Genomic DNA, 14,331 nt, shown 5'->3' on the forward strand with positions numbered 1-14,331 from the left:
GGAGAAGAAAATGACTGAAAAGCAAATGAAAACGTTGGGTTGGATTGCAACCTTTATGTCTGTTATGATGTATATCTCATATATTCCACAAATTATGAACAACCTTGCAGGTCAAAAGGGAAACTTTATCCAGCCAGCAGTAGCTGCAATTAACTGCAGTCTTTGGGTTTACTACGGACTCTTTAAAAAAGAACGTGATATTCCTTTGGCAGCAGCTAATGCACCAGGTATTGTTTTTGGGATTATCACAGCTTTGACAGCTTTATTTTAAAAATAAAAAGCAACTAGCAGAACGTTCTGCTGGTTGCTTTTATTTGTTTACAAAATATATTTTTCAATAGCGCGTGCAACGCCCTCTTCTTCGTTGCTAGTTGTTACGGCATCCGCGAGAGATTTGACGTAGTCGCTGGCATTTCCCATAGCAATCCCTAACCCTGCAAACTCCAACATCTCAATGTCGTTATTGGCATCACCCATTGCCATGATTTCAGAAGGTTGGATATCCAAAATCTCAGCCAAGCGAGAAAGAGCAGAAGCCTTTGTCGTACCGAGTGGCATTGCTTCATAGATAACAGGTTGAGAACGAACACCGCTAAATCTCTGACAAAGTTCATCCGCAAATCGTTGTTCAAAATCATCTGTTTGTTCTTTTGTACCTAAGAACATGCCTTGGAACATACGGTACTTACCACTAGCGGCTTCCTCAAGTGAGATTTCGGTCAGGTCAGCAAAGACAAGTGTAGCATCATATTGAACAATAGGATTTGGTTTGCCTCCGAGAACGAAGTAGTGTTCCTCGTCAAAGAGAGTCAACTGGACCTCACTCTTTTCAGCAAGTTCATTCAGGTATTCGATGTCAGATTTACTAAGTTCTCGCCAGTCAACAAGGCTCCAGTCACTAGTTTGGTGGGTAGAACAACCATTGTTGACAATAACGTATTCATTCTGCAAATCAAGACCTAGTTTTTTATAGTAGGGAAGAACACCAAAGAGAGGACGACCAGTACAGAGAACCAGTTTGACGCCTTTGCCGATAGCTTTATGAATAGCATCAATATGAGCTTGAGGGATTTCTTTGGCTTCGTTGAGCAGAGTACCATCCATATCCAGAGCAAGTAGTTTAATCATAGCATTTCCTTTTCTCGTGTTTTGCTTATATTATAGCATATTTTGAGGCAAATAAGACTAAAGTAAGGAGAATTGCAATTTCTATTAGGATTTTAGTAAAGATATAAAAAATGATATACTAAGTTTGCGATACATTTAATATTATACTGATAATGGATAAAAAAGCAGAGGATTTATCATGAAAAAAAGAGTAGTACAGATTTTACTAGCCTTGTTAGTAATCATTTATAGGAAGACATGGTTTTGGTGGGCGTTTAATCACTTTGCAGATAGGCTTGTGCCTGCTAGTAGAGAATTTTTTCAAATTCTTGCTTTTTTAGAGCTCATCGTTACTTTTCTAGCTATTCTTTATTTACTAGTATTCGAAGGTAGAAGAATTCTTGAGTTGAAGTGGAAATGGAGATATCTAGTTTATTTGCTTCTTGCTTATGGAGTCAGTTATCTTTCAGATATTGTGTTTTCTTTTTTAACCCCAGCAACGTCCAATCAAATCGCTTTAAATGAATTGATTGAGATGACAGGGCGACAAGAGTTACCTTATCTTTTACTTATTGTTTGTCTAATAGGACCAATTACAGAAGAATTGGTTTATCGAGGAGTTCTCATGAATACATTTTTGAAAGATTCACCTTGGTATGGAGATGTTTTACTATCAGCCTGTGTCTTTGGCTATGTGCATGTTTCTGATGGTATAACACCACTTGCCTTTTTCACCTATGCAAGCGGAGGAGCGATTTTAGCATTCCTCTACCGAAAAACTCACTCTTTCTATTATCCTATTTTGCTTCATATCATGATTAACATTACAGCATTTTGGGAATTATGGGTACTCTTGTTTTCTGGTAGGTAAATAATAAAAAGTCGGAGTTATTCCGATTTTTTATTCTGTTTTTATATCTTTCATAGGTTGAAATTTGTCCTTTGCACCAAACTGTTTCAGCTTAAAAATGGTATAATAAAAGGTAATGAAAAAAAGCAAATGAGGCAGAGATGAAACTACTTTATACCGATACTCGGACTTCTTTGACAGAAATCCTAACCAAGGAGGCTCAAGGACTAGTTGACCAAGGCAAACGAGTCTTTTATATTGCCCCTAACTCTCTTTCTTTTGAAAAGGAACGTGCCGTACTGGAGTGCTTGAGTCAGCAGTCTTCTTTTGCGATTACAGTCACGCGCTTCGCTCAAATGGCTCGTTATTTGGTTTTAAACGATATACCCGCAAAGTCAAGTCTCGATGATATTGGTCTGGGTATGGCTTTTTATAAATGTTTGTCTGAGATAGACGCTAAGGATTTGCGTGTTTACGGGGCTATTAAGCAAGATCCGCAATTCATCCAACAACTGATTGAGATTTATCATGAAATGACCACTGCGAAGATGAGTTTTTTGGATTTAGAAAGTCTATCTGACGCTGATAAACGTTCTGATTTAATCTTGATTTTTGAAAAGGTAACAGCTTATCTCAATCAAGGTCAAGTTTCGCAAGGGAGTCAATTATCATATCTGATCAATGCTATCGAAGAAAACAAAGTAAGTAGTGATTTTAGCCAGATTGTCTTAGTTATTGATGGTTTTACTCGCTTCTCTTCAGAAGAAGAACACCTAGTGGATTTGTTTCATCGTAAGGGTGTTGAAATTGTTATTGGGGTTTATGCAACTAAGAAAGCATACACTAGTCCTTTTAGTGAAGGGAATCTCTATCAAGCCAGTGTTGAGTTTTTACATCATTTAGCCTTTAAATATCAGACCAAGGCAGAAAATGCTTGTCAAGACCATGAGAAACTTGATGCCTTTGCTAAAGCCTCAAGGCTTCTCGAAAGTGCTTATGATTATTCCGAAATTAATTTAGACGTGAATGACGAAGATAGAAAGGACTTGCAAATCTGGTCTTGTCTAACACAAAAAGAAGAGTTGGAGTTAGTAGCTCGTAGTATTCGCCAGAAATTGCATCAAGATTCAGAACTTAGTTATAAGAATTTTCGAATCCTGCTAGGAGATGTAGAGTCATATAAACTGTCTTTGCAGACAATATTTAATCAGTTTCAGATTCCATTTTATCTGGGCAAGAGTGAGTCCATGGCTCATCATCCTTTAACGCAATTTGTAGAATCCATCGGACGTTTGAAACGATACAATTTCCGTCAGGAAGATTTGATTAATCTCCTACGAACTAACTTGTATACGGACCTTAGTCAAGAGGAAATTGATAGCTTTGAACAATATCTCCGTTATCTAGGGATCGATGGACTTTCTAGTTTTAAACAAGAGTTTACAAAAAACCATCGTGAGAAATTTGATTTAGTTAAATTAAATGAGCTTCGTGTTCGTGTTCTAAATCCACTAGAAACTCTATTATCTAGTCGTAAGCAAAAGGCTGAAAATATTCTTGCAAAATGGATTAACTTTTTGAAGGAAGCTCATTTGACCAAGCAGTTACAAGTCTTAACAGAAACATTGGAGGTATCTGAACAAGAAAGACAAGAAGAAGTCTGGAAGGCTATTTGCCATGTCATGGAGCAATTTGCAACCGTGTTTGAAGGTTCTCAGGTCACTTTAGATGATTTCTTGGCACTTCTTCATTCGGGTATGTCTTTGTCCAATTACCGTACAATTCCAGCAACAGTAGATACTGTTCTGGTGCAGAGTTATGATTTGATTGCACCATTGACAGCTGATTACATCTTTGCGCTTGGTTTAAGTCAGAACAACTTGCCAAAAATCACTCAAAATAACAGTTTGTTGAGTGATGAAGAAAGAGAAACCTTGAATCAAGTAACTCAAGAAGGTTCACAATTGATGATTTCTAGCCAGGAAAATCTTAAAAAGAATCGTTATACTATGCTTTCTCTGGTTAACTCTGCTCGTAAACAGTTAGTTTTGTCAGCTCCAAGTTTATTCAATGAAGACGAGAGTGAAGAGTCAATTTATTTGAAGGAATTGCAGAACTTAGGATTTAGCAAAATCGAAAAGAAAATCGACAGAAAAAATCTATCGAAAGATGATATCGGTTCTTATCACAGTCTTTTGTCTAGTCTCATTGCCTATCATCAACAAAGTGAATCAACTTCAAGTGATGAAGACTTAACTTTTATAAAAGTTCTGGCTCGTGTTATGGGGAAAAAGTTGGAAGACCAAGGTTTAGAAAATCCAGTTTTATCAACAAGTCCAAAAAGCAAAACTTTAGCTAGTGAAACGCTGGAAGCTTTATATCCAAAGGATCAAGATTTTTATCTATCCACTTCTGGATTGACGGAGTTTTATCGCAATGAATACAGCTATTACCTCCGATATGTATTGGGTTTACAGGAAGAATTGCGATTGAAACCTGACGCTAGAAGTCACGGGAATTTCTTGCACCGTATTTTTGAACGTGCAATGAAACTTCCTGCTGATAAATCCTTTGACCGACGTTTAGAACAGGCCATCTCTGAAACTAGTCAAGAAAGAGACTTTCAAGCTATTTATCAAGAAAGTTTAGAATCTCAATTTGCTAAGGAAGTTCTCTTAGATGTGGCACGTGCTACTGGACATATTCTTCGTCACAATGCTGATGTCGAAACAATTCAAGAGGAGGCTGTTTTTGGTGGCAAGGAACAAGCTTTTGTACAGTTAGATAATGGTCGTAATATTTATGTTCGTGGGAAGGTCGATCGTATTGACCGTTTGAAAACATCAGATGCTATTGGTGTTGTAGACTACAAATCTTCTCTAACTCAATTTAACTTTCCTCTCTTTTTTAACGGTTTAAACTCACAATTGCCAACATACTTGGCTGCTCTTAAGAAAGAAGGAAATAAAGACTTCTTTGGAGCTATGTACTTAGAAATGTCTGAACCAACTCAGTCATTACAAACTGTTAAAACTCTTTCAAAGGCAGTAACAGAAACCAATAAGAGCATGAAATACCAAGGTCTCTTTCTCGAAAAAGAGATGCAACACCTTGGAGAGTTTTACAATAAAAACAAGACGTATCAGTTATCTGATGAAGAATTCCAATTATTACTAGACTATAATGCCCTTATCTACAAAAAGGCAGCAGAGAAGATTTTATCTGGCCAATTTGCTATCAATCCATATACTGAAAACGGTAGAAGCATTGCGCCATATGTTCAGCAATATCAGTCTATTACAGGTTTTGAAGCTAATTATCATCTAGGTCAGGCTAGATTGTTAGATAAGGTAGCTAAGAGCAATGACAAGGAAGCATGGTTTAATAAAATCAGAGAGGAGTTGGAGCGATGAAATTTTTATCTCAAGAAGAGATTAAAGAGTTACAAATAGCAGAAGCTCAGTCTAACAAGAAACCTAAGAAAACAGCTGAACAAATTCAAGCTATTTATAGCTCTGGACAAAACATCCTTGTCTCAGCTTCAGCTGGTTCAGGAAAAACTTTTGTCATGGCTGAACGGATTCTTGACCAACTAGCGCGTGGCGTAGAAATTCGCCAACTCTTTATCTCAACCTTTACCGTTAAGGCAGCAACCGAGTTAAAAGAACGCTTGGAAAAGAAAATCAGCCAACAGATCCAAGAAACGCAAGATGTGGAACTAAAAAAACATCTAGGTAGACAATTAGCCGATTTACCTAATGCTGCAATTGGAACCATGGACTCATTTACCCAAAAATTCCTGACCAAGCATGGCTATCTACTAGATCTTGCTCCAAACTTTCGTATCCTTCAGAACGAAAGTGAACAGCTTCTCTTAAAAAATGAGGTTTTTCGACAAGTTTTTGAAAGTCATTACCAAGGTAAAGAACAAGTCAAGTTTAGTCAGCTGGTTAAGAACTTTGCAGGTAGAAGCAAGGACGCGCGTGGACTACGTAAACAGGTCTATATGATTTATGACTTTTTGCAATCTACTAGCAATCCTCAGGCTTGGCTAGAGGAATCTTTTCTAAAAGGTTTTGAAAAGGCTGATTATACAGTTGCTAAAGAAAACCTTGTAGACGATATAAAGGAGAAACTCTGGGATTTAGAAAGCTTTTTTCGTTACCATTTGGATAATGATGCAAAGGAATTTGGTAAAGCAGCTTATTTAGAGTCTGTTCAACAAGTACTTGGTGAAATCAGCTCTTTAACTCATGAATCTACTTTTGAACAATACCAAGAAGTTTTAGAGCGAGTTGTTAGTATCTCTAAGGATAAGGGAGGTCGTGCTCTCACAAATGCCAGTCGCAAGGCTGAACTGCAAGACTTGAAAGAAGCTTACAACCAAGAGAGAAAATCAAAATTTGAAAAGCTGATTGCACTCAATGATCAAATCACTTTACTAAAATTCCAAGAAGATTATCATCAAGATTCTTGGGACTTGGCAAGGACATTCCAAGTGTTCATGAGAGATTTTGTTGATGCCTATCGACAACGAAAACGTGAAGAAAATGCCTTCGAATTTGCTGATATTAGCCACTATACCATTGAGATTTTGGAAAACTTCCCTCAGGTCAGACAAGAGTATCAGGAACGCTTCCATGAAGTCATGGTCGATGAATATCAGGATACCAACCACATCCAGGAAAGAATGCTAGAACTCCTCTCAAACGGTCATAATCGTTTTATGGTGGGTGACATTAAGCAGTCTATTTATCGTTTTAGACAAGCAGATCCCCAAATTTTCAACGAAAAATTTTATAGATTTGCTCAAGATAACAAAGAAGGTCAATTAATTCTGCTTAAGGAAAACTTCCGGAGCGGTTCAGAGGTTCTTGATGCTACGAACGATGTCTTTAAACATCTCATGGACGAGGAAGTTGGAGAGATATCTTATGACGGTATGCACCAGCTTGTTTTTGGAAATACTGATATTCAATCAAATCCAGAAAACAAGGCAGAAGTTCTCTTGTACGATAAGGATGATGATAGCGATTCTGATGATGAGGAGGAACTTGCATCTAACAAACTGACTGGTGAAATGCGAATGGTGCTTAAGGAGATAATTCACCTTCATAATGATAAAGGTGTACCTTTCAAGGACATTGCTCTCTTAACTGCTAGCAGAAGTCGCAATGATCAGGTTCTACTAGCATTGTCAGAGTTTGGTATTCCTGTCAAGACAGACGGTGCTCAATCAAACTATTTGCAATCCCTAGAAGTGCAGGTTATGTTGGATACTCTTCGTGTCATCCACAACCCTCTTCAAGACTTTGCTTTGGTTGCTCTAATGAAATCTCCGATGTTTAGCTTCGATGAGGATGAATTGGCTCGTCTCGCTCTCCAAAAATCTGAGGATAAAGTTCAAGAGAACTTTTATGAGAAATTAGTCAATGCTCAAGTGAAAACTAGTCTTCATAAGGATTTAATTAAGTCTGAACTTCATAAAAAATTAGAATTTTTCATGGAAACAGTCCAGGGTTGGCGCTTTTATTCTAAAACACATTCTCTTTATGACCTCATTTGGAAAATCTATAGCGACCGCTTTTACTATGACTATGTCGGTGCTTTGCCAAATGGACAGGCCAGACAGGCAAATCTCTACGCTCTTGCTCTAAGAGCAGATCAGTTTGAAAAGAGTAATTACAAGGGATTATCCCGTTTTATTCGAATGATTGACCAAGTCTTGGAAGCCCAGCATGATCTTGCCAATGTTGCTGTAGCACCACCTAAGGATGCTGTAGAACTTATGAGTATTCATAAGAGTAAAGGGCTTGAATTTCCTTATGTCTTTATCCTCAATATTGATCAAAAATTCAACAAGAAGGATACTATGTCTGAGGTTATCCTCAGTCGCACAAATGGAATTGGGTTAAATTATGTAGCTAGAGTCGCTACAAATGCAAAAGAGGAATATGTTCCAGCTACGATTAAGTTATCTATCCCAAACTTAACATATACGCAAAATGAGGAAGAACTCCAATTAGCAAGTTATTCTGAACTCATGCGTTTGCTCTATGTAGCCATGACACGTGCTGAGAAAAAACTCTATCTAGTCGGAAAGGGATCACGTGAAAAATTAGAGTCTAAAGAATATCCGACAAATGGAAAAGGTCTTTTGAGTCGAGAAACTAGACTAGACGCTCAAAATTTCCAGGATTGGATTTGGGCCATCTATCAAGCATTTTCTAAAGAGGATTTGCACTTTAGTGTGCGCTTTGAAGGTGAAAAAGACCTAACCAAAGAAGCTATCGGAGAATTGGAACATAAAAGTCAACTTCAAGACCTATCCCAAGCAGACAACCGTCAGTCAGAAGCCATCAAAGATGCGTTGGAAATGCTAAAAGAAGTGGAAGTGTATAACGAGATCCACCGTGCAGCAATCAATCTTCCAAGTGTTCAGACCCCAAGCCAGATTAAAAAGTTCTATGAACCGGTTATGGATATGGAAGGAGTCGTAGTAGCTGGTCAAAGTAAACCAAAAGAGACTACTGTTCCGTTTGAGCTTCCAGATTTTTCAAAAACTGAAAAAGTTACAGGTACTGAGATTGGAAGTGCAACTCACGAACTCATGCAACGAATTAATCTCGATAAGAAACCTACTTTAGAGATTTTGACAGAGGCTTTAGAGCAAGTGCAAGCAAGCCTTGCTGTTAAAGATAAAGTTAATCTTAATAAAATCTTGTCTTTCTTTGATACAGCTCTTGGTCAAGAGATTGTTGAAAATCAAGACAAGCTTTATCGCGAACAACCCTTCTCTATGTTAAAAAGAGATGGTAAGAGTCAGGAAGACTTTGTTGTCCGTGGTATTTTAGATGGTTATTTGCTTTATAATGATAAGATTGTACTATTTGACTATAAGACCGATCGATACGAGTTTTCAAGTCAACTTATTGAACGTTATCGTGGTCAATTAGAATTATATGCTGAGGCTCTATCTCGTTCTTATCAGATAGATAGAATTGAGAAACACCTAATTTTACTTGGCAAGGATACTGTAGAAGTAGTCGAGGTTAACTAACCTATTAAAACTATTGCTTTTTGGCAGTAGTTTTTATTTGTTTTCAGTTATGGTATACTAGTTTCAGAAAAGGATGTAAAAGAATTTATGCCAAAAGAAATCAATATTGAATATTATCATCAATTAGCGCTACAAAAACAAAAGGAACACAGAAAATTTCTAGGAAACCTAAAGAAAAAAGCTCCTAAAAATTTGGATAAGATCGCACTTGAGATTCACCAAGAGGTTTTTGAAGAGATTGATTGTACAGCTTGTGCTAACTGTTGTAAAACTCTTGGTCCCGACTTTAAAGAAGCTGATATCACACGCATTGCTAAGTATTTTAAGATGAAACTTCCTGCCTTCGAAGCAGAATTCTTACAAGTTGATGAAGATGGAGATAAGGTTTTTAAATCTATGCCTTGTCCATTTCTAGGTGGCGATAATCTATGTTCTATATACGATGTTCGTCCCAAGGCTTGTAGAGAATTTCCACATACTGACCGAAAGAAAATCTACCAAATCAACAACCTCACAATCAAAAATACTCTAACCTGTCCAGCAGCCTATCTCTTCGTTGAAAAATTAAGAGATAAAACCGAATGAAGGAGTCTTTATTAGGTAATTGTTTGTCAATTAAGCGTTTACATGGTATAATGTATGTGAAAAAATTATCAATCTATCGGATTTTGCTAATGCATGATCCCTTTCATATAAGGAGAAAAAGTGTATGAAAAAACTCACTAAATTTGGCATTATCACAATGTCTGTTTTTGTTCTAAATCTGGTATCACAGTCAGTGGTTCAAGCTGATGAAACTAATAGCGAACCAGCAAATGTTTCAGTGACACCAGGTATTATTAATTCAACTGATGCTAAGAACACTTCTTTAGTAGACAATATGGTTGAACCAGCCCCTACTAGTGACATCTCACTAAAATCAGACGAAGAGGGTGCCAATGCTTCCTCACCAAAAACTGAAGAAATCTCAACTAATAGCGAAGCTACAACTGGCGGGAAAGAAGATTCAACCTCTCCTTCTGGGACTTCAACAGGCTCTGTCCCAGGCGCTAGTTGGGAACCAGATGGTAGCAATATCATTGATGAAGGTGGTTACGTCAATGTTGAAGGACTTCCAGCACATTTTAGTGAAGATGGTAAAAGTGTAGTCTACAATTACACTGTATCCTTCAAAGGAATGCACTCAAGTGATCGTGGCCAAACAGTCCGTGACATTCGTGTTCGTATTCCTAAAATTGCAGGTGCAAAGGCTGATTTCACTTTGATTGGAACACGTGATGCTAATGAAAATCCTGTAGATGTCAATGTTCCAATGAAAGAGCTTAAGTATGATGAATATGATGCGTATTCTGATTGGGATGCGATTGTTCCAACTGCTGAGGAACTAGCAGCGGGTAAGAAACCATCTATTGTAGATATGCAAGATTATGATTTTGGTGATGGAACTGTTAATTTATATGCTGTCAGTTCAAAAACATTGAGATCAACTGCTCTTCGAGTATCTGTAACCGTACCCTTGGAGGAAGCTAAGAAGATCAAGTACTTACCAATCGACGCGAGATTTGCTTGGAAATGTTCTCAAGAAGGTGGGATTGGTTCATTTGAAGAAGGTTGCCAAAGTCTAGAAGAATATCATCGAATTCAATCATATTATCCAGATAGCAATGGGAAAATGACTTATGGCGCCCTAGCTAATCCAAGCTTAGTAGATGATACTTATGTTCAGAATGACCATCTAGTTAGGTCAGTTTCAAACCCAACTACTCATATCACACCAAATAACGGTGACTGGAAAACTATTCCTCATGATGTTAATATTAATCCTGAGACCTTCTTTAATTATGTTAAAACTTTTACTTTGAAATACAATCCTGCTGTTAAATACTATGCTTCAGAATTTGAAGATATGGCTGACCAGGATGTTTCTACGCTTCACTATGGAGATGTAGTGGTGGATTATGTGATCAAAGGAACAAATCAATCTATCAAGGAGACTTATAAAGACACACCATTAACTTCTATTTATGGATCTGATGGAAAACTTGTGACCTATAATACTGGTGAGAACACAGATGAGCGTCCGTCTTCTATCACTGTAGATGGTCAAAAATACAATCTAGTTGGTGTTTCTTCAACATCTGCACCAGAAACAGGTGAGCTAAAAGAAGGTACAACTCATGTTATTTATGAGTATGAGAAGGAGCCAGATCCAGAACCAACTCCAGATCCGAAACCAACCCCAGATCCAGAGCCAACTCCAGATCCAGAACCAACTCCAGATTCAGAGCCAACTCCAGATCCGAAACCAACTCCAGATCCGAAACCAACTCCAGATCCGAAACCAACTCCAGATCCGAAACCAACTCCAGATCCAGGAAGCAAATCAGAAGAAACACCGAAACCTATTCAACAAGATAAAGTTCAATCTTCTGAGCAAAAAGTAGCTCATGAAAAAGCTCAGTTACCAAATACAGGTACTTCTGATTCGCCATTAACTATGAATCTTCTTTCTATTATAGCTGGATTATTTGGTATTTCACTTTTCAAAAAAAGTAAAAAAACAAAGAATTAAGTGAATAGTTCTATAAAAAGCCATCTAAATTGGATGGCTTTTTAACATAGTCTACTATTTTTCTATAGTTAAAGTCTGTATTTAACAGGCTTTAATTTTTGTATATTTATCAATCTTATCTAATCAAAAATCATCTACTTTTCTTAAAGTTTCTTTAACTTTTTCTTAAAGAAAACTGATATAAGGTATCTTTAAGCGATATTCTGTATAGTTATACCATTACTAAGAAAGGAGTGCCGGTATGAACTATATAGTAATTCCAGCTTATCAACCTGATAATAAACTTATCAAACTCATCGAAAAAATCCATGAAAAGAGTGATTTTCATATTCTAGTTATCGACGACGGCAGTTCAACAAAGTGTCAAAATATCTTTGATAAAGCCGAGCAATGTGCTACGGTACTCCGTCACGAAGTGAATCAAGGGAAAGGGCAGGCGCTTAAAACAGCCTTTTCTTATATCCAAGAGCAAAACATTTATGGAACTGTCGTAACAGCAGATGCGGATGGGCAACACAAAATTTGGGATATTTTCTGTGCGGCTAACAAAGCTTCTGAAAATCCTAACAAGCTAATCTTGGGTGTGCGTGCCTTTACAGGTAAGGTTCCACTCCGTAGTCGTTTTGGGAATAGCTTGACAAAAGTACTCTTTAAATTACAAACAGGAGTAGGAGTAACAGATACTCAGACAGGCCTTCGCGCCTTTACAACAAATCTCATTCCTTTTATGTTGAAGATAGAAGGAAAGCGATACGAATATGAAATGAATATGTTACTTGAAGCTACTAAAGAATATCAAATTTTAGAAGTACCAATCGAAACGGTCTATATTAATGATAATGAGGGCTCACACTTCCGACCAATAAAAGATGGTCTCATGATTTATAAGAATATCTTCAAATTTGCCTTATCATCCCTTAGTAGCTTTGTTGTAGACTATATCGTTTACGCTATTGCAATCTTGTTTTTACCAACAGCGCCAACAAGTTTCCGAATTTTCCTAGCTAATGGACTAGCTCGTGTGACCAGTTCCATTTTTAACTATTCTACTAATAAAAAACTTGTTTTTAAAAATGAGGATGGTCTTGTGAAAACAGGGATGGGGTACTTTGGTCTAGCAGTCGGACTCTTTGTCTTAGACACGCTACTGATTCGTCTCTTCTTTACAGTCTTTGGTATCAACCTTCTGATTGCCAAAGTTATCGTCGGCATCCTTCTCTTCGCTGTCTCTTGGACCGTTCAGAAGAAATTCATTTTTAAGGAAAGGACATCAACTGTATTATGAAATTTTTAAAGAAACCATATGCTTATGCCTCGATTCTCGGTTTACTCTTAACAGGTTCCTTTAGCTACTCAATGCTAAAGACTTTAGTCCTTGCTGAGACTATATCAACAGTAGCATCAACTAGCTCTAGTACAAATACTGCCACGGCAAATCAAGCAGCTAAAACAGCAACAGTAACAGACTCAAGTTATAAGGATGATAATATCTCCATCAATTTGTCTGAAACGACAGTTAATAATACGCAAGTCTACGTTGCGGATGTCACGGTAACTTCATCAGATTATCTAAAAACAGCCTTTGCACAAAATGCCTTCGGGACCAATGTAACTGCAAAAACTTCTGAAACTGCTGCAGATAACAATGCTATTCTAGCGGTCAATGGAGATTACTACGGAGCTAACTCTACAGGATATGTTATCCGTAATGGAGTCGTCTATCGTGATACTGTACGAGAAGATTCTAGCAATGGTGATTTAGCTATTTATAAGGATGGTTCTTTCAAGATTATTTACGAAGATCAAATTTCAGCTGAGCAACTAGTTAAAGATGGTGTTGTCAATCTCTTGGCTTTTGGCCCAGCTTTAGTTGAAAATAGTGAGATTGCAGTAGGAACAAATGAAGAAGTTGGACAAGCTATGGCATCAAATCCTCGTACTGCTATTGGGATTATTGATGAAAACCACTATATTATCGTAGTTTCAGATGGGCGTACTTCTGAAAGCAAGGGGCTATCACTGTACCTAATGGCTGAAGTCATGAAATCATACGGTGTAAAAACGGCCTACAACCTTGATGGTGGTGGATCATCTGCGCTTTACTTCAACGGTCAGGTTATTAACAAACCAACAACTGGAGGAAACAGAATTTCAGAAAGGGCGGTGAGTGATATTGTCTACATCGGTTATTAATCCTAACAAAATACGCTTTAAAAAAACTGTCATCTCTTATATACTAATTACGGTTTTCTTCTTTGCTTTTTCTAGAATTTATGAAGCATTTAGTTTTGGAGAGACATCAGTTCATATGCATTACTTGTTCGCTGTACCTCTGGTGGGTGGGATAATACTAGCAATTTTGCTCAAAGTCCTTCCGTATTTTTCAAGAATTAGCCTTAATTTATGGAATTCGGCAGTAGCTATTGTTACAACAGGCACACTATTCCGTGGTATTGTCAATTTATCTGGTCGTTCAACCACACTCGATGCACCATATTGGTATGTAGGTATTAGTTTTGCAATCATAGCTATTCTATCTATATTTATAAATCCGCTTCTAACTAATAAACGTACCAAAATAATAGAAGGTTAATTATTAGAAAAAAATGTAGTCGTTCAGTTACTGTTCGACTGCTTTTTATTGACTTTTATTTCTAAAATGTTTTAACAATATTACAACTTTCTTTCTTCTTAATTATTCTACTTTTATCTTTAATAGAATATTGTATAATATAATAGATA

The 14,331-nt window shown here is 37.2% G+C and carries 10 protein-coding genes; 9 read left to right on the plus strand and 1 reads right to left on the minus strand.

The genetic code is table 11. From position 1 onward, the window contains the following. Positions 1-10: 10 nt before the first annotated feature. On the plus strand, positions 11-271 hold the full coding sequence (locus tag ACXYSK_RS02715) for a SemiSWEET family transporter (protein WP_006150712.1): 261 nt from the start codon (positions 11-13) through the stop codon (positions 269-271). 47 nt (positions 272-318) lie between these two features. Here the strand turns inward: ACXYSK_RS02715 and ACXYSK_RS02720 are convergent, their stop codons facing one another. Next, positions 319-1,128 carry a Cof-type HAD-IIB family hydrolase gene (locus tag ACXYSK_RS02720; protein WP_458624937.1) on the minus strand — a complete coding sequence of 270 codons (810 nt, stop codon included), beginning with the start codon at positions 1,126-1,128 and terminating at the stop codon, positions 319-321. 178 nt (positions 1,129-1,306) lie between these two features. Between ACXYSK_RS02720 and ACXYSK_RS02725 the strand changes: the two genes are divergently transcribed. The 8 genes from ACXYSK_RS02725 (at position 1,307) to ACXYSK_RS02760 (ending at position 14,182) form a co-directional block, all read left to right on the plus strand. Continuing rightward, on the plus strand, positions 1,307-1,978 hold the full coding sequence (locus ACXYSK_RS02725) for a lysostaphin resistance A-like protein (protein ID WP_458624938.1): 672 nt from the start codon (positions 1,307-1,309) through the stop codon (positions 1,976-1,978). 140 nt (positions 1,979-2,118) lie between these two features. After that, positions 2,119-5,370 (plus strand): ATP-dependent nuclease subunit B, encoded by a 3,252-nt coding sequence (gene rexB / locus ACXYSK_RS02730; RefSeq protein WP_458624939.1) that lies wholly within the window; start codon positions 2,119-2,121, stop codon positions 5,368-5,370. Then, the gene (gene addA, locus ACXYSK_RS02735; RefSeq protein WP_458624940.1) at positions 5,367-9,017 is read left to right on the plus strand and encodes a helicase-exonuclease AddAB subunit AddA; all 3,651 of its coding nucleotides are present in this window, start codon (positions 5,367-5,369) and stop codon (positions 9,015-9,017) included. Before rexB ends, addA begins: the two co-directional genes overlap by 4 nt. Before the next feature lie 87 nt (positions 9,018-9,104). Continuing rightward, positions 9,105-9,602, plus strand: coding sequence for a YkgJ family cysteine cluster protein (locus ACXYSK_RS02740; RefSeq protein ID WP_458624941.1), 498 nt, complete (start codon positions 9,105-9,107; stop codon positions 9,600-9,602). Between the two features lie 124 nt (positions 9,603-9,726). Continuing rightward, positions 9,727-11,589 (plus strand): LPXTG cell wall anchor domain-containing protein, encoded by a 1,863-nt coding sequence (locus tag ACXYSK_RS02745; RefSeq protein WP_458624942.1) that lies wholly within the window; start codon positions 9,727-9,729, stop codon positions 11,587-11,589. A 241-nt stretch (positions 11,590-11,830) separates the two neighbouring features. Beyond that, positions 11,831-12,874, plus strand: coding sequence for a glycosyltransferase (locus tag ACXYSK_RS02750; RefSeq protein ID WP_458624943.1), 1,044 nt, complete (start codon positions 11,831-11,833; stop codon positions 12,872-12,874). Then, positions 12,871-13,782 carry a phosphodiester glycosidase family protein gene (locus ACXYSK_RS02755; RefSeq protein ID WP_458624944.1) on the plus strand — a complete coding sequence of 304 codons (912 nt, stop codon included), beginning with the start codon at positions 12,871-12,873 and terminating at the stop codon, positions 13,780-13,782. Before ACXYSK_RS02750 ends, ACXYSK_RS02755 begins: the two co-directional genes overlap by 4 nt. Then, positions 13,757-14,182: a hypothetical protein gene (locus ACXYSK_RS02760; protein WP_458624945.1), complete on the plus strand. Its 426-nt coding sequence runs from the start codon at positions 13,757-13,759 to the stop codon at positions 14,180-14,182. Before ACXYSK_RS02755 ends, ACXYSK_RS02760 begins: the two co-directional genes overlap by 26 nt. Positions 14,183-14,331: the final 149 nt, after the last annotated feature.

The sequence above is a fragment of the Streptococcus sp. V919 genome (assembly GCF_054353475.1).

What these genes read in the sequence shown, in the direction of transcription:
- addA (WP_458624940.1), top strand. Translation starts at nt 5,367, where the DNA reads ATGAAATTTTTATCTCAAGAAGAGATTAAAGAGTTACAAATAGCAGAA.
- ACXYSK_RS02720 (WP_458624937.1), bottom strand. Translation starts at nt 1,128, where the DNA reads ATGATTAAACTACTTGCTCTGGATATGGATGGTACTCTGCTCAACGAA.
- ACXYSK_RS02725 (WP_458624938.1), top strand. Translation starts at nt 1,307, where the DNA reads ATGAAAAAAAGAGTAGTACAGATTTTACTAGCCTTGTTAGTAATCATT.
- rexB (WP_458624939.1), top strand. Translation starts at nt 2,119, where the DNA reads ATGAAACTACTTTATACCGATACTCGGACTTCTTTGACAGAAATCCTA.
- ACXYSK_RS02755 (WP_458624944.1), top strand. Translation starts at nt 12,871, where the DNA reads ATGAAATTTTTAAAGAAACCATATGCTTATGCCTCGATTCTCGGTTTA.
- ACXYSK_RS02750 (WP_458624943.1), top strand. Translation starts at nt 11,831, where the DNA reads ATGAACTATATAGTAATTCCAGCTTATCAACCTGATAATAAACTTATC.
- ACXYSK_RS02740 (WP_458624941.1), top strand. Translation starts at nt 9,105, where the DNA reads ATGCCAAAAGAAATCAATATTGAATATTATCATCAATTAGCGCTACAA.
- ACXYSK_RS02745 (WP_458624942.1), top strand. Translation starts at nt 9,727, where the DNA reads ATGAAAAAACTCACTAAATTTGGCATTATCACAATGTCTGTTTTTGTT.
- ACXYSK_RS02715 (WP_006150712.1), top strand. Translation starts at nt 11, where the DNA reads ATGACTGAAAAGCAAATGAAAACGTTGGGTTGGATTGCAACCTTTATG.